At 73.6% G+C, this 22015-nt stretch carries 19 protein-coding genes, 1 tRNA gene and 1 pseudogene; 13 read left to right on the top strand and 8 right to left on the bottom strand.

Features of this window, described 5'->3' with window-relative positions; translation table 11 throughout:
* Window positions 1–329: 329 nt before the first annotated feature.
* The 3 genes from OHA65_RS31265 to OHA65_RS31255 all read left to right on the top strand — a co-directional run bounded on the left by OHA65_RS31265 (window position 330) and on the right by OHA65_RS31255 (window position 2804).
* Window positions 330–998 (top strand): helix-turn-helix transcriptional regulator, encoded by a 669-nt coding sequence (locus tag OHA65_RS31265; RefSeq protein WP_327279480.1) that lies wholly within the window; start codon window positions 330–332, stop codon window positions 996–998.
* Window positions 999–1062: 64 nt separating this feature from the next.
* Window positions 1063–1620: a toxin-antitoxin system, toxin component gene (locus tag OHA65_RS31260; RefSeq protein WP_327279479.1), complete on the top strand. Its 558-nt coding sequence runs from the start codon at window positions 1063–1065 to the stop codon at window positions 1618–1620.
* Window positions 1617–2804: an MAB_1171c family putative transporter gene (locus tag OHA65_RS31255; RefSeq protein ID WP_405762903.1), complete on the top strand. Its 1188-nt coding sequence runs from the start codon at window positions 1617–1619 to the stop codon at window positions 2802–2804. The genes OHA65_RS31260 and OHA65_RS31255 overlap by 4 nt, the downstream gene beginning before the upstream one ends.
* 67 nt (window positions 2805–2871) lie before the next feature.
* Here OHA65_RS31255 and OHA65_RS31250 read toward each other — a convergent pair whose 3' ends face one another.
* Together OHA65_RS31250 and OHA65_RS31245 are read right to left on the bottom strand one after the other, a co-directional pair.
* Window positions 2872–3651: a hypothetical protein gene (locus OHA65_RS31250; protein WP_327279477.1), complete on the bottom strand. Its 780-nt coding sequence runs from the start codon at window positions 3649–3651 to the stop codon at window positions 2872–2874.
* A 42-nt stretch (window positions 3652–3693) separates the two neighbouring features.
* Window positions 3694–4419 carry a hypothetical protein gene (locus OHA65_RS31245; RefSeq protein WP_405762901.1) on the bottom strand — a complete coding sequence of 242 codons (726 nt, stop codon included), beginning with the start codon at window positions 4417–4419 and terminating at the stop codon, window positions 3694–3696.
* Between the two features lie 307 nt (window positions 4420–4726).
* On the opposite strand from OHA65_RS31245, the gene OHA65_RS31240 reads away from it, so the two are divergent.
* Together OHA65_RS31240 and OHA65_RS31235 are read left to right on the top strand one after the other, a co-directional pair.
* The gene (locus OHA65_RS31240) at window positions 4727–6028 is read left to right on the top strand and encodes a sensor domain-containing protein (protein ID WP_327279474.1); all 1302 of its coding nucleotides are present in this window, start codon (window positions 4727–4729) and stop codon (window positions 6026–6028) included.
* Window positions 6016–6678 carry a response regulator transcription factor gene (locus tag OHA65_RS31235; protein WP_327279473.1) on the top strand — a complete coding sequence of 221 codons (663 nt, stop codon included), beginning with the start codon at window positions 6016–6018 and terminating at the stop codon, window positions 6676–6678. The genes OHA65_RS31240 and OHA65_RS31235 overlap by 13 nt, the downstream gene beginning before the upstream one ends.
* 40 nt (window positions 6679–6718) lie before the next feature.
* Here OHA65_RS31235 and OHA65_RS31230 read toward each other — a convergent pair whose 3' ends face one another.
* The 3 genes from OHA65_RS31230 to metG form a co-directional block, all read right to left on the bottom strand.
* On the bottom strand, window positions 6719–7138 hold the full coding sequence (locus tag OHA65_RS31230; RefSeq protein ID WP_371645353.1) for a hypothetical protein: 420 nt from the start codon (window positions 7136–7138) through the stop codon (window positions 6719–6721).
* A gap of 200 nt (window positions 7139–7338) precedes the next feature.
* On the bottom strand, window positions 7339–8574 hold the full coding sequence (locus OHA65_RS31225; protein ID WP_327279471.1) for a glycosyltransferase 87 family protein: 1236 nt from the start codon (window positions 8572–8574) through the stop codon (window positions 7339–7341).
* Between the two features lie 201 nt (window positions 8575–8775).
* Entirely contained in the window at window positions 8776–10491 is a 1716-nt protein-coding gene (metG, locus tag OHA65_RS31220; protein ID WP_405762898.1) for a methionine--tRNA ligase, read from the bottom strand.
* A gap of 520 nt (window positions 10492–11011) precedes the next feature.
* Here metG and OHA65_RS31215 point away from each other — a divergent pair.
* Window positions 11012–11533: a sigma-70 family RNA polymerase sigma factor gene (locus OHA65_RS31215; RefSeq protein ID WP_327279469.1), complete on the top strand. Its 522-nt coding sequence runs from the start codon at window positions 11012–11014 to the stop codon at window positions 11531–11533.
* A 788-nt stretch (window positions 11534–12321) separates the two neighbouring features.
* Window positions 12322–13041 (top strand): annotated as a pseudogene (locus tag OHA65_RS31210) (IclR family transcriptional regulator C-terminal domain-containing protein); the annotation flags it as partial.
* 638 nt (window positions 13042–13679) lie between these two features.
* On the opposite strand, the gene OHA65_RS31205 reads toward OHA65_RS31210, so the two are convergent.
* Window positions 13680–14531 (bottom strand): LysR substrate-binding domain-containing protein, encoded by an 852-nt coding sequence (locus OHA65_RS31205; RefSeq protein ID WP_327279468.1) that lies wholly within the window; start codon window positions 14529–14531, stop codon window positions 13680–13682.
* Window positions 14532–14664: 133 nt separating this feature from the next.
* Here OHA65_RS31205 and OHA65_RS31200 point away from each other — a divergent pair, with 133 nt between their 5' ends.
* A complete protein-coding gene (locus OHA65_RS31200; protein WP_405762896.1) occupies window positions 14665–15717 on the top strand; it encodes a bile acid:sodium symporter family protein in 1053 nt (350 codons plus the stop codon).
* A 9-nt stretch (window positions 15718–15726) separates the two neighbouring features.
* Window positions 15727–16158 (top strand): (2Fe-2S) ferredoxin domain-containing protein, encoded by a 432-nt coding sequence (locus tag OHA65_RS31195; RefSeq protein ID WP_327279466.1) that lies wholly within the window; start codon window positions 15727–15729, stop codon window positions 16156–16158.
* Between the two features lie 17 nt (window positions 16159–16175).
* Here the strand turns inward: OHA65_RS31195 and fdhD are convergent, their stop codons facing one another.
* Window positions 16176–17012: a formate dehydrogenase accessory sulfurtransferase FdhD gene (gene fdhD / locus OHA65_RS31190; RefSeq protein ID WP_327285851.1), complete on the bottom strand. Its 837-nt coding sequence runs from the start codon at window positions 17010–17012 to the stop codon at window positions 16176–16178.
* A gap of 218 nt (window positions 17013–17230) precedes the next feature.
* Here fdhD and OHA65_RS31185 point away from each other — a divergent pair, with 218 nt between their 5' ends.
* Window positions 17231–18172 carry a beta-ketoacyl-ACP synthase III gene (locus OHA65_RS31185; RefSeq protein WP_327279465.1) on the top strand — a complete coding sequence of 314 codons (942 nt, stop codon included), beginning with the start codon at window positions 17231–17233 and terminating at the stop codon, window positions 18170–18172.
* On the opposite strand, the gene OHA65_RS31180 is transcribed toward OHA65_RS31185, so the two are convergent.
* Entirely contained in the window at window positions 18156–19331 is a 1176-nt protein-coding gene (locus OHA65_RS31180; protein ID WP_327279464.1) for a low temperature requirement protein A, read from the bottom strand. The two genes, OHA65_RS31185 and OHA65_RS31180, sit on opposite strands and share 17 nt — an antisense overlap.
* A gap of 203 nt (window positions 19332–19534) precedes the next feature.
* Here OHA65_RS31180 and OHA65_RS31175 point away from each other — a divergent pair, with 203 nt between their 5' ends.
* The 3 genes from OHA65_RS31175 (at window position 19535) to OHA65_RS31165 (ending at window position 21980) form a co-directional block, all read left to right on the top strand.
* Window positions 19535–19996, top strand: coding sequence for a hypothetical protein (locus OHA65_RS31175; RefSeq protein WP_328764284.1), 462 nt, complete (start codon window positions 19535–19537; stop codon window positions 19994–19996).
* 143 nt (window positions 19997–20139) lie between these two features.
* Window positions 20140–20224, top strand: a tRNA-Leu gene (locus OHA65_RS31170).
* 139 nt (window positions 20225–20363) lie between these two features.
* Window positions 20364–21980 carry a protein kinase domain-containing protein gene (locus OHA65_RS31165; protein ID WP_405763463.1) on the top strand — a complete coding sequence of 539 codons (1617 nt, stop codon included), beginning with the start codon at window positions 20364–20366 and terminating at the stop codon, window positions 21978–21980.
* Window positions 21981–22015 lie beyond the last annotated feature (35 nt).

Here is a 22015-nt window from a genome sequence, read left to right as displayed (position 1 = left end):
TTGCGTCGCTCCGACCGCACTGCGCCGCGTGCGGAATCTTCGCCCGCCAGGCGCTCCTCACCGGCTCGGGCGAGGCCATCGGACGGGCCCACCGCTGCGAGATGTGGCACCGAGAGCTCCCCCTCTTCACGGTCTGGATCTTCAATTTCCTCTGGCGATCCTGCTACCGACTTCATTCGAGTGTCAACTATCGTGGCAATTCCAGCCTCTTGACAGCTCATTCCCGCCACAGCTGTGGCAAGTTCTGGCCCTGCGGCGGCTCCTCGGCTAGATTCCAAAAGCCGACCATGTGCCCGTACAGACCCCGCCGCGATCTAGGAGAACCACTGGTGACAGACGGCTTCCCGGCTCCCGTCGCGGTGGCCAACGCGCCCCTGGCAGCCACCGTCACGCGCGTCGCCGAACTCGCGGGCAAGATGGGCCACGACCTGAACAAGGTCTTCGACCTGCGCCGCCTCTCCGAGGCCTCCGGCGTCCCCGCCGACGTGGTCAGGACCCTGCTGGACGGCCGGCCCGCCGGCGAGCCCTGCCTGCAGACCCGATTCCTCCAGCGCCTCGACCTGCTCCGGCGCACCCGGTTGAAACCGAACGGACGCCGCTACACGCAGCAGGAGATCGCGGACGGCGCCGCCATGTCGCGGCAGCAGGCGGGCGCCCTGATCAACGGCGACCGCAGGCCCACCATGGAGCACTGCGACGCGATCCAGCGCTTCTTCGGTGTCCACGCCGGCTTCCTCACCGCGCACGACGCCGACGCCCTCACCGACGCGCTGCAGCGGACCGAACAGCAGCTGCTCCAGGACTACGCCGGCCGCGCGCGCGAAACCGTACCCGCCCCGGCCGCATCGACCGGCGATCCGCTGGCAAGACTTCTCCAGAACCACGGCGTCCGGGGCATCGCCTGGCGCGCCGCCCAACTGCCGAGCGACAAACACCGGGACAAGGTGACCGAATGGCTGGACATGCTCCTCGAAAGCGTCAAACCGAATGAATCCTGACCCAGTCGAGAGTCTGGGTCTGATCCTTGAGTCCTGATCCGGATCCGCGCCGACGGGGAGAACGGTGAGCATAGGCAGAGAGCAGCGCCGGTTGTGCGGCGAACTGGTGGCCGGGCTCCGGCTGACCGCGCCCGCGGAACCCGTGGACCTCTACGCCGCCCTCTGCGAGGGCATGAGCAGGCACCGCGGCCGCCGGGTGGACTTCCGGATGGCCTCGTTCCCGCCGGGGACGGCCAGCGGCCTGTGGCTCGACATGGCGGACCGCGACCTGGTGGTCATCGAGGAACGCACGGCGCCCGACCACCAGCTGGTCATCCTGGGTCACGAGCTGTGGCACATGAAGGCCGGCCACTGCAGCCACCACGTCGACGGAGCCGCCGTCGCCGCCCGGATGCTGTCCGACGAGGCCGACCTCGGCGAGACCGTCCGGAGCGTCGCCGCGCGCACGCGCGCCGACGTCTCGGAGGAGACCGAGGCGGAGACGTTCGGTTTACTGCTGGGCAGCCGCTGCCGCAACTGGCTCGCCGGTTCCACGGGCCACCGGGCGCCCGCACAGCGTGACCAGTTGGCGGGCCGCATCGAGGCCTCGCTCGGATACCGGGGGCACAGGAACGACCGTTGAACGGCCAGGACTACTACATACCGGCAGCCGCCCTGGCGGTCTCGCTCGCCTTCAAGCTGCCGGCGCTACGGAACAACTGGCGCGACCCGCTCCTGCGGTCGGTCTGCGCCCTGCTGATCCTGGCCGGATCGGTGTTCACCTTCGCCGCGCCCCCCACCATCGTGGCGGTCAACCACTGGACCGGCGTCACCAACGTCTCCGCCCCGCTCGTCTACTGCCTGATCACCCTGTTCAGCGCCGCCTGCCTGGTGCTCATCGTGAACTGGCGCGGCGGCCCGCCCGAAGAGACCCGGCGCATCTCGCGCCGCTGGATGCTCGGCTACGCCGGGGTCGTCGTGGTGCTGGTGGTGCTCTTCCTCCTCGGCGAGACCCCGGTCGAGCGGCTGCGCGACTTCGACACGTACTACGCCAACACCCCTTACATCCAGCAGATGATCGCCCTCTATCTGACGGCGCACCTGGTGGCGGCCGTCGTCATGGTGGCCATGTGCTGGCGCTGGTCCCTCCAGGTGCACGGCTGGCTGCGCATCGGCCTGATGATCATCGTGTCGGGCTACGTCTTCAACCTCAGCTACGACGCCACCAAGATCTCCGCCGTCATCGCCCGCTGGGCGGGCCACGACCTCGACGACCTGAGCACGTACATCGCCCCGCCGCTCGCCTCCGTCGGCGCACTGATCAGCGCGATCGGCTTCGTACTGCCCCTGCTGTGCCAGCGGTTGTCCGACAGCTGGCAGACCTGGACCACCTACCGGCGGCTCGGCGCGCTCTGGGACGAGGTGCAGATCGGCGCCCCCAGCGGTACGCCCTGTGTGCGGATGTCCTGGTGGGCCCCGGCGGAACTGCGGGTGATCCAGCGCGAGTCGGACATCCACGACGGATTCCTGCACCTGGGCCCGTACTTCGACCTGAGCCGCCGCGAGGACGCGTACGCGCGCGCCCTCGCGGGCGGGGCGGAGGAGGAGACGGCCCTCGCGGTCGCCGACGCGGCGATGGTCGCGGCCGCCGTCCGGGCCCGCTCGGCGGACCCGGAGGGTGCGGTCATCGGGGCCAGCGAGGAGAGCGTCCTCGACACCCTCGGCGGGCCGCGCGACCTCGTCCGCATCTCCCACGCCCTGCGGCATTCGCCGGTGGTGGCGGCCGTCCGCCGGCAGGTCGCGCTGACGGGCGGCGGCCCGGCCTGAGCGCCGGCCCTCCGGAGCCCGCACCGGGGCCCCCGCCCACCGGATCCTCACCGGGACCCGGGTGGGCTCAACGCTGGGCCGCGGCCAGCGCCACCTTCGGGAACAGGTCCTGGAACGGGCCCGCGGAATCGATTCCCTCCCGGCCGTAGGGTGCGTCGAAGCTCCACACCATGAACAGCAGGAACACGATCAGCGCACTGAACAGTCCCGCCAGCAGCAGCTCCCGGCCGGACCGGCGGATCTGCAGGGTGAAGATCAGCCCCACCGTGACCAGCCCGCCGACCAGCAGCCCGAACCACACCACGCCCGGCAGGGTCGACTCGTCGGCCTGCACGCGCGAGTGGCGGGCGTCGTCGGCGGCCGCGATGTGGTCCAGCAGCGGCTGGTAGGCCTGCGCCTGGAGTTCGTTCGCCGGGCTCTGGTGGGTGACGTCGGTGCGCAGCTTGCCGAGCAGCTCGGCGCCCTGCGGCGAGGCACCCTGGCCCGCGGTCAGCAGCGGCCAGTCCACGGCGACGGTGTGGGAGACGTACGCGTCGACCTCGCCGCGGATCCGGTCGCGGACGGGAGTCGGGTAGACGTCGGCGCGCTGGGTGACCTCGTACAGCGACTGGGCCTCGCGGCGCACGCTGTCCTCGGCGGCGCCGCGCGCCTCCCAGACGCCCGCGATGGCCAGGCCGAGCACGATCGCGTAGACCACGCCCACCATCATCGTCATGTACTCGATGACATCGGGGGTTTCGCTGGTGTCCTCGTCCTCCGCGACCCGGCGGTGCCGGAGCGCGGTGAAGGCGAGGACGAGGGCGCAGACGAGCGCCATGGCGACGGCCAGGACCAGCCATTCGGACACGAGGGTTCTCCCGTTGGTGGATCGGTGGGTGGATGCGGGGGCTCAGCTGCGGCTCTTGGAACGCGGCCGCAGCGCGGCGGCGGCGAGCACGGCCGGGGTGGTGACGACGACCATGAGCATCACGGTGGACATGCCGCCCGGGCCGCGCCGCTCCAGGGCGACGGGGCGGTACGGGCGCACGTGGAAGGCGGCCGCGGGCGCGGCCGCGGCTGCGGCCCGGGGCGGGGCAGGTGCTTCGGCCGGCGCCGGCGCGGCGACCGGCCCGGGATCCGGCGCGGGCGGCGCGGGCTCCGGCTGCGCGGCCCCCGCATTCGCCGCCGGCCGGGGCGGCGCCACCGGTGCGGGGGCTGCGACGGCCGGCGCGGGGCCCTGCCCGGGGTGGTGCACGGTCGGCCGGTCCGCGCCGGGCACGGGGCCCCGTACCGGAGGCCGGACCGCAGGGGGCACGACGGCGGGCGGTACGGCGGCGGGCGGCCGCGGCGGCTGCCCGGCCGGGACACATGCGTCGAGCCGGGCTCCGTGGCCGTGGCCGACGCCCGCGAAGGCTCCGGGGCCGTGGCCGACGCCCGCGAACGCTCCGGGGCCGCGCTCGTGGCCGTGCTCGGGGCCGCGCTCGTGGCCGTGCTCGGGGCCGGCGCCGACATCGGCGCTGGCCACGGCGCTGACATCGGCGGTGGTGGCGCCGTCGTCCGCGACCGCCACCTGGCACTGCAGCGGGCAGAGCGCCGCCACCAGGCCTGCTCCGGCGAAGTACTGCCAAGCGGTCACCGCGCGTCCTCCCGGTCGTGAGGGGTTCGGCTGAAGAAACGATCACGGCGGCGCTTCGATACGCCGCAGACGCGTCAAGATCTTCGACCGAGGGGCGAGTTCAAGCCATCGGCCGTACGAGCACCCCGCCGGGGGACGGCGCCGGACCGCGGGACAGCACGGGGCCGGTGGCCATGAGCGCGCGGTTCACCCGCCCGGCCCGTTCCCGTAAGGCAGCGCGGGCGTCTTCCTGTTCGTCCTCGCCATCGGCGGCGCGACGACGTGACGGCCCGCCAGCAGCCGTCCGGCACCCCCTACGCTGGAGCGCATGTCCGGATCCGCCTCCCCCCTCGTCCCCCCGGTGGCCGTGTGGGCGGTGATGCGGAGGCCGTGGCGCTTCCTCGGGTCGTGGTGGCCGTGGCGGTGCTGGGCCTACCTGGGCAGCGGGTTCCCCCTCGGGTACGCGGTGCTGGTGGTGCTGGTCCTGCTCGTGGGTCTCGGGGTGCTGCTGGCGGTCGCCGGGGTCGGACTCCTGCTCCTGCTCGCCGCCGTGGCCGGCGCCGTGCCGCTCGGCGAGTTGGAGCGGCGCCGGCTGCGGTGGGCCGATCCGGCGCCGGTCGCCGATCCGCACACCTCGCTCGCCGGGGCCGGCGCCGCCGCCTGGCTGCGCACCCGGCTGCGGGAGCGCGCCACTTGGCGGGAGCTCGGGTACGCGGCGCTGCTCGGGACGGTGTTCGGAGCGGCCGGGTTCGGGGTGCTGGCGCTCCTGGCGTTCTCGTTGCTCCTGGTGGCGGCCCCGGTCATCGTGTGGGCGCTCGCCCCCGAGACGGTGATGCTGATACCCGGCCGGGCGGTCACGGGCCCGCTGGAGGCGCTGGGCGCAACGGCCACCGGGCTGGCGGGGCTGGTGCTGGCCGCGTACGCGGGTGCGCTGATCGCCGGGGCGCAGGTGCGGACGGCCCGGCTGCTGCTCGGCCCGCGCGAGGAGGACGGCCGGGTGCTGGAGCTGACCCGGTCGCGGATAAGGCTCGTGGAGGCCTTCGAGGCGGAGCGCCGGCGCATCGAACGCGACCTGCACGACGGGGCTCAGCAGCAACTGGTGGCCCTCAGCATGACGTTGGGCCTCGCAGAGCTGCGGCTGCGCCGGATCCCGGAGGCGGCCGAGGCCGCGGCGCTGGTCGGGCGCGGACGCGCCGAGGCGAAGCTGGCCCTGGAGCAGCTGCGGGACCTCGTCCGCGGCATCCACCCCCAGGTGCTGACCGACCACGGGCTGGCGGCGGCCGTCGCCGAGGTGGCGCTGCGCCATCCCGTACCGGTCACGCTGGACCTCGCGCACCTGCCCCGACTGCCCGAACCAGTGGAGACCACCGCCTACTTCACCGTCACCGAGGCCCTCGCCAACGCCGCCAAGCACAGCGGTGCCTCGCACGTCGACGTCGCCGGTAGGGTCGAGGGGGACCGGCTCACTCTCACCGTCACCGACGACGGCCGCGGCGGCGCCGATCCCGGCGCGGGAGCGGGCCTGGCGGGTCTCGCGGACAGGGTGGCGATGTTGCAGGGCAGGCTGACGGTGTCCAGTCCGGTGGGCGGGCCGACGCAACTGCGCGTGGAGGTCCCGTGCTCCGGGTGATCCTCGCCGAGGACTCCGTCCTGCTGCGCGCCGGGCTGACGGAACTCCTGACCCTCGGCGGCCACCGGGTGCTCGCCGCCGTCGGCGACGCCCCCGCCCTGCTGGAGGCGGTGGCGGCCGAGCGGCCCGACGTGGTCGTCACGGACGTACGGATGCCGCCCGGGCTGCGCGACGAGGGACTGCGGGCCGCGCTCGAACTGCGTTCCCGCGACGCCTCGTTGCCGGTCCTGGTGCTCTCGCAGTACGTGGCCACGGCGTACGCGGCCCGGTTGTTCACCGGAGGTTCGGCGGCCGGGCTCGGCTACCTGCTCAAGGACCGGGTCGGCGAGGTGGCCGAGTTCCTCGACGCTCTGGAACGGGTCCACGGGGGCCAGACGGTCATCGACCCGGAGGTGGTGCGCGTGCTGCTCGCACCACCGACGTCGGCGGACCGGCCGCTGGCCCGTCTCACGCCCCGGGAGCGGGAGGTGCTCGCCCTGATGGCGGAGGGCTTCAACAACCAGGCGGTGGCGGCCCGCCTGTTCATCACCGAGGCCTCCGTCGTGAAGCACTCCGGCAGCATCTTCACGAAGCTGGACCTGGACCCGGCGGAGGGCAACCGCCGCGTCCTGGCCGTCCTGGCCCACCTGCGGGGCCGGGGCGGCGCGTAGGGGCCGCCTTCCAGATCATGCCGGCCGGCGCCCGGTCACCTCATCCGAAGGGGTCGATCTCTATGTGGCCGGGGGACGCCGAGCAGACCTCCCACACCGTGCCCGTGCGGCTCAGGTCGAGGGAGTAGGCGACGGCGGGGCCGTGGCCGGGCGTGAGGTCGACGTTGACCGTGGCCTGCCCGCCGCCCTCGGTGGAGGAGACGATCCGATGGCCGAACCGGGCGCCCTGACGGCGCAGTTCCGCCGCCGGGTCGGAGGTGCCCGCGCAGGTGGCGGCGGGCGCGCTGCCACCCGTACCGACCGTTTCCAGGTAGGCGTCCACGGCCCGGTGCAGCGGGCTGCGCCCGGGATCACTCGCCCGGACCAGCGCCGTCACGCCGAAGCCGACCGCCGAGAGCACCAGCAGCACGCCCGCGACGAGCACCGCCCTACCGGTGCGGACCGGTCGTCCTGTGAACACGATGCCTCCGTCGGCTCCGAAATCCCCTTGTCCCGGGAGGGACGCCACGCGGCCCGCCGCCGTTCCCGGGCGGGCGGTGGAATGCACCGCCGCAGGGACGCACGACGTGCTCCGTCACCACGGGCAGCGGAGGCCGGTCATCGGGAAGCCCTGCGCGCCGGGCACCGGGTGCCGTTCTACGGCGGTCATGCCCGGCCGCCTCACCGCACTCGGAGCCGCCGCACCCCGGGGGCCCGCGTGCCGGTCACGACCCGCGAGGGGGCGGTGGACGGCGGCGGGGTCACGGAGCGGGCCCACACCACCATCAGGACCGGCAGCGCCAGGTAACCGAAGCGGCCCGCCGGAGCCAGCAGGAAGGCCAGGGTCAGCCCCAGGGCGAGCCGGTCGGCGGCGGCGACGACCGTGCGCGGCGGGCGCGCCCACAGCGAGAGCGCCACCACCAGAGCGCCCAGGGCCAGCAGGGCCACCGTCAGGTACCAGCCCCACGGCCCGAGTGCCGCCAGCAGGTGCCCCGGCAGGGGGCTGTTCGCCGGGGTCGGCACTTGCGCCCGGCCCGTCGGGAAGGCGAACACCTGCCGCCACACCTCCGCCGGCTGGAGCAGCACCCCCGGCAGCACCAGCAGGGCCGTGACCGTCGCCGCCACCGTCGCGCAGCGGACCGCCGCGCGGGCTCCCCGGCAGGCCCCGAGGACCGCGAGGACCACCGCCACCGCGGGCAGCGCGGTCCACTTCACGGCGCACGCCGCCGCGAGCGCCGCCCCGGCCGCCGCGGGCCGGCCCGAGGCGGCGGCCGCGAGCGCCAGGCAACACAGCCCGGCCAGCGGCAGGTCCACCCCGCTCACCGCCAGCGGGAGGGCCACCACCGGAGAGGCCACCAGGACGGGGAGCAGCGGCGAGGCGGGGGCGCCGAGCATGCGGCGCCCGGCCCACAGGGCGGCGAACAGGACCGCCGCACACCAGATCCGGGCATCGCCGAGGAGGCGCACGGCCCAGCCGTCGCCGCCGCCCAGCAGGGCGTGCGGTAGGCCGAGGAGGGCCGTGCCGGGCAGGTACGGGGTGTACTCCTCGACCCCGGCGGGCCGGTCCACGTAGAGGTGTCCGGACTCCAGCAGGAGCCGCCCGGACCGTTCGATGACGGCGACCTCGGACTGGCCCTGCCCGGTCAGGACCAGGTACAGCAGGGGTAGTACGACGGCTCCGGTCAGGGCTGCGGCGAGCGCCGAGCGGGGGCGGCCCAGGACGGTGGTCCCGGCGGCGACCAGGTATCCGGCGGCCGCGCAGCAGCCCCACAGCCGGTGCGGGCCGAGCGAGGAGAGTAAGGGGAACGACAGCGCCCAGGCGGCCGCGAGCAGCCAGCCGGCGGTCCACCGGGCGGTGGGCGAGGCGGACGGGAGACGGGGGGCCGTGAGCGGCAGCGGGCGGGCGGAAGGGGTCATGGACCCATTCCAGCCGTGCGGCCCCCTCGGGTCTGCACGCCCAGGCGGAGCCTTCGTGGTGGGGTTTCCCCTACCCCGGCCGGTCCCGTAGCGGTCCCGTGGCGGTCCCGTGGCCGTGGTCGCGTCGGCGGCGCCGCCGACGCCGAAGGGCGCGACCTCGGGAGGTCGCGCCCTTCGGGGAGCCGGTGGTGACAGGGGCCGTCAGGCCTCCGGGGAACCGCCGAAGCGCTCGCGGTAGGACTCCAGGTCCTCCTCGGTGATCCTCGCGAAGAGCACCGGCGGCACGGTGAACGGCGTTCCCGCCGGGACCGCGTCGAGCGACTTGGCCTGCTCCGGGGTGATCCACGTCGACGTGTCGTCGGCGAGCGCGAACGCGGAGCGCATGGTGCGGGCCGACGCCGGGATGAGCGGCTCGGAGACCACCGAGTAGAGGTGGATGAGGTTCATGGCGGTGCGCAGGGTGAGCGCGGCGCCGTCCAGGTCGGTCTTGACCTCCAGCCAGGGGGCCTTCTCGTCGAGGTAAGCGTTGCCGGCTGACCACAGGGCGCGCAGCGCGGCGGCGGCCTTGCGGTACTGGAGGGACTCCATGTGGCCCTCGTACTCGGCCAGCAGCTCGGCGATCTGCTCGCCCAGCTTGGCCTCGGCCTCGCCGGCGGGGCTGCCGGCCGGGACCTCGTCGCCGAACTTCTTCCGGGAGAAGGTCAGTACCCGGTTGACGAAGTTGCCCAGGGTGCCGCCGAGGTCCTTGTTCACCGTGGTGGTGAAGTGCTCCCAGGTGAACGACGAGTCGTCGGACTCGGGCGCGTTGGCGATCAGGAAGTAGCGCCAGAAGTCGGCCGGGAGGGTCTCCAGCGCCTGGTCGGTGAAGACGCCGCGCTTCTGCGAGGTGGAGAACTTGCCGCCGTAGTACGTCAGCCAGTTGAAGGCCTTGACGTAGTCGACCTTCTTCCAGGGCTCGCGGGTGCCGATCTCGGTGGCCGGGAACATCACCGTGTGGAACGGGACGTTGTCCTTGGCCATGAACTGCGTGTAGCGCACGTCCTCGGCCTCGTACCACCAGGCCTTGTAGTCGCGGTTCGCCGGGTCGGCGTCCGCCCACTCCTTGGTGGAGGCGATGTACTCGATCGGCGCGTCGAACCAGACGTAGAAGACCTTGCCCTCGGCGGCCAGTTCGGGCCAGGTGTCGGCCGGTACCGGTACGCCCCAGTCCAGGTCGCGGGTGATGGCGCGGTCGTGCAGGCCCTCGGTCAGCCACTTGCGGGCGATGGAGGACGCCAGCTGCGGCCACTCCTCCTCGTGCTCCGCGACCCAGGCCTCGACCTCGTGCTGGAGCTTGGACTGGAGGAGGAAGAGGTGCTTGGTCTCGCGGACCTCCAGCTCGGTGGAGCCGGAGATCGCCGAGCGGGGCTCGATCAGGTCCGTGGGGTCCAGGACGCGGGTGCAGTTCTCGCACTGGTCGCCGCGGGCCTTGTCGTAGCCGCAGTGCGGGCAGGTGCCCTCGACGTAGCGGTCCGGCAGGAAGCGGCCGTCGACCGGCGAGTACACCTGCCGGATCGCGCGCTCCTCGATGAACCCGTTCGCCTGGAGCTGGCGCGCGAAGTGCTGGGTGATCTCGGCGTTCTGCTGCGAGGAGCTGCGGCCGAAGTAGTCGAAGGACAGCTCGAAGCCGTCGTAGACCGCCTTCTGGGCGTCGTTGGCCTGCGCGCAGAACTCGGCGACCGAGAGGCCGGCCTCCTTCGCGGCGAGCTCGGCGGGGGTGCCGTGCTCGTCGGTGGCGCAGATGTACAGGACGTCGTGGCCGCGCTGGCGGAGGTACCGGGAGTACACATCCGCCGGAAGCATCGACCCGACCATGTTGCCCAGGTGCTTGATCCCGTTGATGTAGGGAAGCGCGCTGGTGATCAGGTGTCGAGCCATCCTCGGATGCTCCATTTCATCTATGCGGTGACAACGTGACGTGACGGATTGTGATGCGGCTCATCGTATCGAACCGCCGAAAGGCCACGCGCCGCATTTCTCTGGGGTGGACGTAACGCAAAAGCGAGGGACGTGACCTCTCCGTCACGGCCCTCGCAAGGGGCCCATGCTACAGCCGGAGCGGATCATCGCGGACCGGTGTCCGCGGTTCGGTCGGGCGGGTTCGCGGAGGCCGTCATCCTGGCCGGTCGCACGGCGTGCGCCGGTGCACGACCCGCCGGCATGGCCCCGGCATATGCGTACGCGCGGACCAGGCTCCCGCCCGATCGAAGTCGATCACGGACCGATCACCACCGAACGTAATCCTTCGAGGTCTCTCTTCCGCGCCCCCCGGGTGCGCCCGCACTGCCAGGCTGTCCGCGCACAGGGGACGAGGTGAGGTGGAACGGTGAGCGATGGCGGACCAGAGGAGTCCGGCGGGGCCGTGGGACTGCCCAGCCGACGACGGCGGCAGACGCCCATGAGCCAGTGGGACCCGACGGCACGCCTGTCGTACTGGGCCTTCCACGCCAACCGGCGGCCCTCGTACATGCGTTTCGCGTACCTGCAGCTCGGCTCCGACACCGCTGCCGAGGACGCGGTGGACGCCGCCTTCGACTCGATCATGAACGAGTGGTTACGAATGCTCCACATGGACCGGCTCGACGCCTACGCCTGGACCATCCTCAAGCAGCGGCTCGTCGACCGGCAGCAGTGGCCCGGCACCTGGCCCGAAGCCATGGACATCAGCGCCTTCGAAGCCGCCCTCAAGGAGGCCCACGCCGACCAGTACGAGGTGCTGACCGACACCATCCGCTTCTACTCCGCCGTCTCCCGGCTCGCCGAACGCCAGCGCGACGCCGTGCTGCTGCGCTACGGGCTCCAGTGCACCCCCGGCGAAGCCGCGTCGGTGATGGGCGTCGACGAGGCCACCGTCCGCTCGCAGCTCGGCCAGGCCCACCGGCGGCTCGCCCGCATCCTCGACGCCTCCGCCGAATCATGAGGCGCCGCGAGGACATGGAGGAGCGCGGCGGCGACGCCACCCGCCGCTCCCTGGCCGATTTCCTGACCCGTGCCGGCGTCCGCGACCGGTACCCGCACTACGACCTCGGTGCGGCCGAGGCCCGGCTGCTGCGCGCCTCCCGGGGACGGACCGCCACGACGCCCTCGCGGCGCCGCGCCGCGTACGGGTGGAGCGACCCCGCGCGGGACTGCCCGCTCGACTCCGAACGGGCCCGGCGCGACCTCAAGGCCGTCTGCCTGGCCGCCGTGTGCACGCCGAAGGCCGAGGCCCAGCTCACCGCCTTCGTCGAGAACGGGCACGCCGAGCTGGCCGGAGCCGTGGTCTTCGGCTGCTTGCTGCACCTGGCCGGGCTGCGCGAAGGCGCCCGCTTCTGGTGGCAGTTCGCCGCCGGTTCCGGACGGGCGCGGACCGCATCGGCCGCGTACTGCCTGTTCCTGGACCACTCCCGACGCGGGGAACACCACGACGCCCGGTTCTGGGCGCGCGAGCTGGGCCGGCGCGGCTACCGGCCGAGCGGCCGGCGGGACCTGCGCGAGGTGCGGCTGTGCGCGCAGGCGACCGTCCTGCGCCACGTCGACCAGCGCGACGATCCCGATCTGGGCCCGGTGCCGCTGCCGAGGCCGGGACTGCCCTCGGTCCTGGAGGTGTTCCGGCCGCCGCCCCCGGTGGTGGCGCAGCCGGCGGAGCGGGCCGGTCCGCTGCGGCGCCCCGCGCCGGCCCCGGCCCCGCACCGTGGGCCGGTCCGGCCGCCCGGTACGAGCGAGGCCCTGGCACAGGCGGGTCGCGCGCTGGCCGTCGTACGGGTCCTCGAAAGGCATCCGCTGGGGGTGCGGGCCGCCCAGCTGCGGCGGGAGTCCGGCCTGGCCGAGGCGGAGCTTCGGCCGCTGCTGGCCATGCTGTGCGAGGAGGAGTACGCGTACCGGCCCGGCGCCGGCGTGTACGCGCGCGGGCCCGCCCTCGACCGGCTCGCCGCACACGGCGGCGGGGGGCTCGCGGGCCAGCTCCAGCGCACCCTGGCCCTGGCCCGGGACAGCGCGGGCGCCGCGGTCTACCTGAGCCGGTACGCCGAGGGCGAGGTCCGGATCACCCAGATGGCCGACGGGCCTGCCGCGCCACCGGTGCGGGAGTGGGTGGACTTCAAGGCCGCCGCGCACGCCAGCGCCGTCGGCAAGTGCCTGCTGACCCAGCTGGACCCCGACCGGCGCCGCGACCACGTCGCCCGGTACCGGCCGGCCCGGCTGACCCCTCGGACGATCACCGACAGCCGGGTCCTGTTCAACGCCCTCGATGCGATCGCCCCGGGGGCGCCGGTGTACGACCTGCGCGAGTACTCCCCCGGCGTGGTCTGCTCGGCGGTCCCGATCGCGACCGGCGACTGCGCCGGCAGCCTCGCGCTGTCGCTGCCCGCGACGCACGCCCACCGGCTGCACGAAGCGACGGAGGCCCTGCGCCGCAAGGCCGTCCCGGTGCTGCTGGCGCTGCTGCTGTCGGGGGCGATCCCGCCGGACGCCGCGCCGGCGGTCCCGGCGGCGGTCCCCGCGGCGGACCCTCCGGGGGTCACGCCCGAAACCCTCCGCCACCTGCGCATGCTCTTCCGCACCCCGCTGACCCGCTCCACGGCCTCGCCGGCCGACCCCCACCTGGTCAGCGACACCGCCGCGGAGGCCGCGTACTTCTTCGATCCCCTCCCCCGATCCGACACACCGCGCCTGTCCCTCCCCCGCACGTTCGCCCCGCTCACCCCGGGCAGCCTCCCCACGGCCGACCGCCTCCTGGTCCTGAGCACGTAGCCCTACCGGCGCCCGAGCCGCCCCCCGCCCGCGTGTGAGGCGTGCGGCGCCGCGCACGCGGGGCGGTCCGGGCGGAGCCCTGGGAAACGGAGAAGGGGAGGGCCGGGGAGAAAGCCACCGACCTACATGCGGACCCGACGCCGGCCCGAACGCCCCGTGCGCAAGCCGACGTCGGCAGCCGAGCCCGCGGCGAGCGGTACCGCACGGCCGGTGCCGGACCCGCAGGTCGATGGCCGGGCGTGGCTCGGGGCCGCCAGAGCCCGCACGCCGACGGGGCCGGGACCGTCAGGCCCGCGCCGGCGGGCCGGACCCGGAGCCCCGCGCCCCCCGGAGGGCTACGCCGGGCGGGTCAGGCGGTCCGCGCCCGAGAGGATCGCGGCCGCCAGGGCCTCCGCCGCCTGCGAGCTCCGCTCGCCCCGCAGCAGCGCGAACTCCACCGGCCCGAGCTCCGGCAACCCCTGGACCCGGACCAGCCCCGGCGGGATCAGCCCCCGGGTGTGGGCCATCACGCCGAGCCCGGCCCGCGCGGCCGCGACCAGTCCGCTCAGGCTGCCGCTGGTGCAGGCGATCCGCCACGCCCGCCCCTCGCGCTCCAGCACCTCCAGCGCCCGGGCCCGGGTGATCCCCGGCGGCGGGAAGACGATCAGCGGCACGGCCCGGTCCGGATCCACCCGCAGCCCCTCCGCCCCGATCCACACCATCCGGTCCCGCCACACCAGCCGGCCCCGCTCGTCCCCCGGCCCGCGCCGCTTCGCCAGGACGAGGTCGAGCCGCCCCGCGTCGAGCCGTTCGTGCAGGGTTCCGGACAGCTCGACCGACAGCTCCAGGTCCACTTCGGGATGCTCGTGCCGGAAGCCCTCCAGGATCTCCGGGAGCCGGGTCAGCACGAAGTCCTCCGACGCCCCGAACCGCAGCCGGCCCCGCAGCCGGGTCCCGGTGAACCAGGCCGCGGCCCGCTCGTGCGCCTCCAGGATGGTCCGGGCGAAGCCGAGCAGTGCCTCGCCGTCCTCGGTCAGTTCCACGCGGTGGGTGTCCCGCAGGAAGAGCGGCCGCCCGGTCGCTTCCTCCAGCCGCCGTACGTGCTGGCTGACGGTGGACTGGCGGACCCCGAGCCGGCCCGCGGCCTGGGTGAAGCTGAGGGTCTGGGCCACCGTGAGGAACGTGCGCAGCTGGACGGGGTCGTACATGGCCCCATGCTGCGCCACGGTCATCACGATCCGCAATGGCAGTGAGCACGGTGTGCGGGTTTCCCGATGACCGGGGCAGGCATGACGATGGAGGGCCCCACGCCCGTGCCGCCGACCGGAGAGCTCCCCGTACATGCGCCGCCCGTTCACACCCTCCCGGCTGCCCTTGGACCCGTACGTCCTTGCCCTCCTCGGGACCGTCGGCCTCGCCGCCCTGCTGCCCGCCCGCGGTGCGGCCGCCTCCGTCGCCGAGGGCGCCGCCACCGGGGCGGTGGCCCTGCTGTTCTTCTTGTACGGCGCCCGGCTCTCCACCCGTGAAGCCCTCGACGGCCTGCGCCACTGGAGGCTCCACCTCACCGTCTTGACCTGCACGTTCGTGCTGTTCCCCGTGCTCGGCCTGGCTGCCCGCGGCCTGGTCCCGACGCTCCTGACGCACCCGCTCCACAACGGGCTGCTGTTCCTTTGCCTGGTGCCCTCGACGATCCAGTCCTCGATCGCCTTCACTTCGATCGCCCGCGGCAACGTCCCCGCCGCTATCTGCGCGGGCTCCTTCTCCAGCCTCGCCGGCATCGTCCTCACCCCCCTCCTGGCCGCCGCTCTGCTCGGCGGCAGCGCGGGCGGCTTCTCCCTCGGCTCCCTCCTCAAGATCGTCGTCCAGCTGCTGCTGCCCTTCTTGCTGGGCCAGGCCCTGCGCCGCTGGGTCGGCGGTTTCCTGGTCCGGAACAAGAAGGTGCTGGGGTACGTCGACCGCGGCTCGATCCTGCTCGTCGTCTACACCGCTTTCAGCGCGGGCATGGCCGCCGGGATCTGGCACCGGGTCAGCGTCCCGCGCCTGGGCGCCCTGGTGGCGGTGGAGGCCGTACTGCTCGCCGTCATGCTGCTGGTCAGCTGGTACGGGGCGAAGCGGCTCGGGTTCGGCCGCGCGGACCGGATCGCCATCCAGTTCGCGGGCTCGAAGAAGAGCCTGGCGGCCGGACTGCCCATGGCCAGCGTGCTGTTCGGGGCCCAGGCGAGCCTCGCCGTGCTGCCGCTGATGCTGTTCCACCAGATGCAACTGATGGTGTGCGCGGTACTGGCGCGCCGCCGCGCCGGGGATTGCGCGCCCGGAGCGGATGCCGAACTGCCCGCCGGGCATGTGGTGGAGGTCTCCCCCGGGGTCCAACACCCCGCACCGCAGGCCCGGTAACGTGCGGCGGTGACCTGGATACGCCCGCTCGCCGCCCACGCCGAACGCCCCTGCACCCTCGTGGTCTGCCGCGGCTGCTGCTGCGGGGACCCCCGCAAGAATCCCGGCTCCGACCACGCGGGGCAGCTGGCCCGGCTGCGTGAGGCCGCCGCGGCGTCGGGGGGCCGACTGGCCGTCCGTACGAGCGAATGCCTCGGGCCGTGCGCGCAGGCCAACGTGATCGTCGTCCAGCCCACCACCGAGGCGCGGCGCCGGGGTGCCCGTGCGGCCTGGTTCGGCTGGGCCCTGGACGACACCGCCACGGACGAAGTCATCGCCTGGGCGGAATCCGGGGGCCCGGGCGTCACCCCGGTCCCGGCGACATTGGACCTGCACCGCATCGACCCGCCGAAGCCCGAGCCGACGCCGGCGGCCAAGCGGCGCACCCGCCGGGGCCGCTGACGGGGGCCGTCGAGCCGCTAGAGCGCGATCCGCTCCTCGCCGGCGTAGATGTTCATGTTCGGCCCCCGCAGGAAACCGACCAGGGTCAGGCCCGAGTCCAGGGCGAGGTCCACGGCCAGCGAGGACGGCGCGGAGACGGCGGCCAGGATCGGGATGCCCGCCATCACCGCCTTCTGCGCGAGTTCGAAGGAGGCCCGGCTCGACACCAGCAGCACGGCTCCCTCCAGCGGTAGGAGGCCGGCCTGGAACGCCCGGCCGATGATCTTGTCCACGGCGTTGTGGCGGCCGACGTCCTCCCGTACGTCCAGCAGCTCGCCCTCCGGCGAGAACAGCCCGGCCGCGTGCAGGCCGCCGGTGCGGTCGAAGACCTTCTGGGCCGCCCGGAGCCGGTCCGGCAGCTCCCCGAGGAGCTGCGCGGGAATCCGTAGGGCGTCCTCGGCGGTGCCGGGGCGGAGCGGGAAGCGGGTGGCCGTGCGCACCGCGTCCAGGCTGGCCTTTCCGCACAGGCCGCAGGAGGAGGTGGTGTAGACGTTCCGTTCGAGGGTGATGTCCGGCACCGGGACCCCGGGGGCGAGCTGCACGTTGACGACGTTGTACGTGTTCGTGCCGTCCTCCGCGGCCCCCTCGCAGTAGGTCACGGCCCGCACGTCCGAGGCCGAACCGAGGACACCCTCGCTGACCAGGAAGCCGACCGCCAGGGCGAAATCGTCGCCGGGGGTGCGCATCGTGATGGCGAGCGGCTTGCCGTTCAGCCGTATCTCCAGCGGCTCCTCGGCGACCAGCGTGTCCGGGCGGACCCCGGCCGCGCCGTTCCGCACCCGTATGACACGACGGCGCTCGGTGACCCGTCCCATGGTGATCAGCCCGCCCGTTCTTTCCTCGTCGCGCACCTCGTCGTGCAGCTGACGGGCCCATTCTCCCGGATTGCCGTCGCGCGGCGCTCCCGGCAGGAAGATCCTGCGGAATCTCCAAATTAAGGGGCGGTAATCCTGTTGGGTCACGTGCCCGTGTACCGACCGGTAGCAGGTCAAGCTGGGTGATCCTGACTTCCGTACGAGGGGGGACCCCGCCCATGACCGGTTCACGAGTGGTGGCGCTAGGGCACTACCAGCCCGCGAAAGTGATCACCAACGAGGACCTCGCGGCCATGGTCGACACGAACGACGAGTGGATCCGCTCCCGGGTCGGCATCAAGACCCGGCACATGGCGGGCGCCGACGAGCCGGTGGACGAGCTGGCCTACCAGGCCGCGGGCAAGGCCCTCGCCGGTGCCGGCCTGTCCCCCGACGACATCGACCTCGTCCTGGTGGCCACCTCCACCGCGATCGACCGTTCGCCCAACATGGCCGCCCGCGTCGCCGCCAAGCTGGGCATGGGCGGCAGCCCGGCCGTCATGGACCTCAACGTCGTCTGTTCGGGGTTCACGCACGCCCTGGCCACCGCCGACCATGCGATCCGGGCCGGTTCGGCCACCCGCGCCCTGGTCATCGGCGCCGACAAGATGACCGAGATCACCGACTGGACCGACCGGACCACCTGTGTGCTGACCGGCGACGGTGCGGGCGCCGCCGTGGTCGAGGCCTGCGAGGAGCCCGGCATCGGTCCGGTCCTGTGGGGTTCGGTCCCCGAGATGGGCCACGCGGTCCGCATCGAGGGCTCTCCGCCGGTCTTCGCGCAGGAGGGCCAGTCCGTCTACCGCTGGACCACCAGCCAGCTCCCACCGCTGGCGCGCAAGGTGTGCGAGAAGGCCGGGGTCGCTCCCGAGGAGCTGGCCGCCGTCGTCCTGCACCAGGCGAACCTGCGGATCATCGAGCCGCTCGCCGCGAAGATCGGCGCCGTCAACGCGGTCGTGGCCCGCGATGTCGTGGACTCCGGCAACACCTCGGCCGCCAGTATCCCGATGGCCCTCTCGAAGCTGGTCCAGCGCGGCGAGATCCCCACCGGCGCCCCGGTCCTGCTCTTCGGGTTCGGCGGCAACCTCTCGTACGCCGGCCAGGTCATCCGCTGCCCGTAGCCGCCGAGCAGCCCGGGGTCCAGCGGACCTCGGCTCCCAGCGCCCCCAGGAGCACGACGACCAGCGCCACGAGCTGCCAGAGCCCCGCGGTGCCGGTACCGACCGGTACCGTCGCCAGGGCGAGCACCAGCGCCGCCGCCCGGAAGCGGGCGGGGCCGATGCCGAGCACGGCCCGGAAGGCCAGGTCCCCGGCCAGGTAGACGGCGACCCCGCCCGCGAGGGCGAGCGCCGGGCCGGTGTGCAGGTGCTCGCCGAGGTGCCCGATGGTCTTCTTGACGCCCGCCGCGAAGGCGGCGATCCCGAGCAGCATGGGCAGGAAGGCGTAGTAGTACGCGAGCATCGCCAACTTGAAGCGGTTCTCGGGCGCCGTCTCGGCGAAGACCTCCTCGGCGCGACCCTCGTCGCGCACGAAGTACATCCACCACAGCGCCGACGCGACGGCGAGCGCGAGGAAGGCGCCCCCGGCGATCCCCACGGACAGCGGCAGCGAGCCGGTCCCGATGCCGATCGCGATGACGGACTCGCCGAAGACGATGATCAGCAGCAGCCCGTGCCGCTCCACGAGGTGCTCGGCGCTCATGCCGCCGAGCTGATCGCTGACGGTCGTCACGGTCGCTGCCTCGGCCACGGCCCCGGCGGACTCCGCCCCGCTCGCCGCCACCCGCTGCACGAGCTGCGGTACGGCGAACTGGATCAGCAGGGCGAGCATCCACAGCCCCCAGGCGGGCGGCCCGTCGAAGAACCCGGCGGCCAGCACCGACAGCGCACACAGCATGTTGGGCAGCGCGAACCAGAGCACCCCGGACCCGTGCGCCTGCGTGTAGAGCGCGCTGTGCACGAGGACGACGAACACGTACCCCAGGCCGAAGGCGACCCCGCCGGCGCCGAAGGCGGTCGGTACCGCCAGCGCGCACACCAGGAACGCGCCCATGGCCAGGATCAGCAGCAGCCTCCGCGCCGTGCGGTCGGGCGGCACCTGGTTGGTCAGGTGCGCGTAGCCCCCGTACATCCAGAACAGCACGGTGAAGATCACCAGCACCTGGCCGGCTCCCCGGAGGCTGATGTCGTCCGCGAGCAACACCGTCAGCTGGGTGATGGTGAAGACGAAGACGAGGTCGAAGAAGAGCTCCAACGTGCTGACGCGGTGCGGTGTTTCCATGCGTGACTCCCCCGGATGCAGACGTGCGGCGCTCATCCGACCGCCTCGACACCCGCGCTGTCCAGCGCGTATCAGAATCCGGGTGCCCTCCGGTGCCGTACGACCTGAGACGTACGTGGATCCCGCCCGGCGGAGGGACGCGCCGCACCCGGGTCCGGCCGGAGGATGAAGGCACGCCAGCCGCCGAGGGAAGCGAAAGCCGCATGATCCGCAGGTCCGTCATCCTGACCACCGCCGCAGTCGTCTCGGCGGTGGGGCTCGCAACCGTCGTCGCCCTGCCGGCGGCGGCCGACTGGTACGAGGACCGCCACCAGGAGACGGACACGTACGCGACGGGCGCCGAAGCGAAGTCGGCCCGGGCCTCGGTCCCGCGCTGGCTGGAGGACGAGGCGACGTCGGTGCGGTACGCACTGCGGACGACCGGCGGCGACCGTCTGCTGAAGGCGACCCTGCCGGACGACCGGCTCCCGACCGCCTGCACGACCGAGCCCCGGCCGAAGGCGCAGGAGGTCCCGCTCACGCAGGACTGGTTCCCGGCGGACGCCCGGGGGAAGGCCACCGCGCGCTGCGGCCTGTACTACGCCTACATGGACGGCACCACCCTCTACGCCTGGCAGCACAACGACGACTGGCTGCGGGCCGAGCGCGCCGAGCCCGCCCGCTAGCCCACGAGACGATGCGTCTCGCCGCCCCCTTTGGGACATGCGTGCAGGTCAGCGAGCGGCCCGGCCCGAATACCTGGTCGGAGGCACGCCGATCCTTTGCTATTGTTGTCCTTGTCGCCGCGGGAAACCGGGGCCGACCACCGGTCCGGGTGGCGGAATGGCAGACGCGCTAGCTTGAGGTGCTAGTGCCCTTTATCGGGCGTGGGGGTTCAAGTCCCCCCTCGGACACACAGAGCGAAAACCCCACTTCGGTGGGGTTTTTTGCGTTGTCCGGCAGAGGCCGCGGGGGTGGATCCCGTGGTGCGGCATCATGGGCGCACGGGGTCGGAGGGGAAGCAACGTGTCGCACGACGGGCCGGACGGCAGCATGGTGATCGCCGGGCGCTACCGCCTGGAGAAGCGCCTGGGCAGAGGCGGCATGGGGACCGTCTGGCGGGCATCCGACGAACTCCTCGGGCGGCCCGTGGCCGTCAAGGAGCTCCACGTCGAGGGGGGCACGGACACCAGGGGCGCCCTGCGGGAGGCCCGGACGATCGCGCAGGTCAGGCATCCGCACGTCGTCGTGGTGCACGACGTGGCGGAGCACGATGGGCGCCCCCACATCGTCATGGAGCTCGTCGACGGCGGTTCGCTGGCCGACCGGCTCGGCAGCGAAGGGCCGCTGGGCCCCGCCGAGACCGCACGGATGGGGCTCGCCCTGCTCGGCGCCCTGACCGCGGCACACGCACGCGGGGTGCTCCACCGGGACGTCAAGCCCGCCAACGTCCTCGTGGAGGCGGGCACCGGGCGGGTGGTGCTCACCGACTTCGGCATCGCGCGGCTCGCCGGGTCCACCACGATCAGTGAGACCGGCGCGTTCGTCGGCTCGCCCGAGTACACCTCGCCCGAGCGGATGCAGGGAGCGGCCGCGGGGCCCGAGTCCGACCTGTGGTCGCTCGGGGTCCTGATGTGCGCGGCGCTGACCGGGAAGTCGCCGTTCCACCGCGATTCACTCGGCGGGGTCCTGCACGCCGTCGTGTACGACGAGATCCGCCCGCCGGCACAGGCGGGGCCGCTGGCTCCGGTGATCCGCGGCCTGCTGGAGCGGCTCCCGGAGCGACGGATGGGCGCGGCGGAGGCCGAGCGGTTGCTGTCGTCCTACGTGAGCACCGGAACGGTGCCCGACACGGAGCGGGACCTCGCCCCGGCCCCGCCGGCCGGAGCCGCGGCCGGCACCACTGCCCCGGTCGGCCATGCGCCGACCGAGCACGTCACCCGCCCGTCCGCCGCTCCCCCGGGGACGGCCCGGCGGACCCGGCCGGCCGTGCGGGCGGGCCTGATCGCGGTGCTCCTGGTCATCGCGGTCGGCGGCGCGGTGCTGCTCACCTCCCGCCCCGGTGACGGTGCGCGCGGGACGACGGACTCCGCCGGTGCCACGCCCCCCGCGCACTCCCCCGCGCCGTCGGCGACGCTCACGTTCAAGCCCACGCCCACGCCCACGCCCACGCCCACCGTGTCGGCGGCGCCCGCGACCGCGAAGCCCGCCCCCGCCGGGTACCGGTCGGTGTCCGACACCGAGGGCTTCAGCCTCGCCTTGCCCGCAGGCTTCCAGCGCACCACCGATGACCAGCGGGTCGTCTACGTCTCGCCGGACGGGGCCTTCCGGATCGGCATCAAGATGCAGGCGGCGGCGCCCGCCGGGCCGGTCGGCGTGATGCGGCTCTCGCACGCGAACGGCCCGGCCACCAACCCGGGCTACCGCGACGGCACGGTCGTCCCGACCACGCACAACGGACTGCCGGCCGCCCTCTGGGAGTTCACCTGGAACGGTTTCTCCGCTTCCGAGGGCGCCCGGCACACCTTCGACGTCTGCTGGGAGGACGGCGGGCGCCTGTACGACGTGTGGGTGTCGGCGCCCGTCGGCCGGCTCGCCGAGGCGCGGAGCCACTTCGACACGGCACTGGACTCCTTCGTTCCGGGCGGGCCGGCAGCCGCGGGCAACTGAGCGAGGCCGCCCGCAGCCGGGCACGCGCCCCGCCA

This window comes from Streptomyces sp. NBC_00045 (assembly GCF_045041095.1).
Classification (GTDB): Bacteria; Actinomycetota; Actinomycetes; order Streptomycetales; family Streptomycetaceae; genus Streptomyces.
The sequence above is the reverse complement of the archived record's forward strand: the minus strand, read 5'-3'. Positions and strand labels throughout refer to the sequence as shown.

Excerpts from the sequence above, each read along its gene's own strand:
- OHA65_RS31240 (WP_327279474.1), top strand. The coding sequence starts at position 4,727 with ATGTCCGGATCCGCCTCCCCCCTCGTCCCCCCGGTGGCCGTGTGGGCG.
- OHA65_RS31225 (WP_327279471.1), bottom strand. The coding sequence starts at position 8,574 with ATGACCCCTTCCGCCCGCCCGCTGCCGCTCACGGCCCCCCGTCTCCCG.
- metG (WP_405762898.1), bottom strand. The coding sequence starts at position 10,491 with ATGGCTCGACACCTGATCACCAGCGCGCTTCCCTACATCAACGGGATC.
- OHA65_RS31215 (WP_327279469.1), top strand. The coding sequence starts at position 11,012 with ATGAGCCAGTGGGACCCGACGGCACGCCTGTCGTACTGGGCCTTCCAC.
- OHA65_RS31205 (WP_327279468.1), bottom strand. The coding sequence starts at position 14,531 with ATGTACGACCCCGTCCAGCTGCGCACGTTCCTCACGGTGGCCCAGACC.
- OHA65_RS31200 (WP_405762896.1), top strand. The coding sequence starts at position 14,665 with ATGCGCCGCCCGTTCACACCCTCCCGGCTGCCCTTGGACCCGTACGTC.
- fdhD (WP_327285851.1), bottom strand. The coding sequence starts at position 17,012 with ATGGGACGGGTCACCGAGCGCCGTCGTGTCATACGGGTGCGGAACGGC.
- OHA65_RS31185 (WP_327279465.1), top strand. The coding sequence starts at position 17,231 with ATGACCGGTTCACGAGTGGTGGCGCTAGGGCACTACCAGCCCGCGAAA.
- OHA65_RS31180 (WP_327279464.1), bottom strand. The coding sequence starts at position 19,331 with ATGGAAACACCGCACCGCGTCAGCACGTTGGAGCTCTTCTTCGACCTC.
- OHA65_RS31175 (WP_328764284.1), top strand. The coding sequence starts at position 19,535 with ATGATCCGCAGGTCCGTCATCCTGACCACCGCCGCAGTCGTCTCGGCG.
- OHA65_RS31165 (WP_405763463.1), top strand. The coding sequence starts at position 20,364 with ATGGTGATCGCCGGGCGCTACCGCCTGGAGAAGCGCCTGGGCAGAGGC.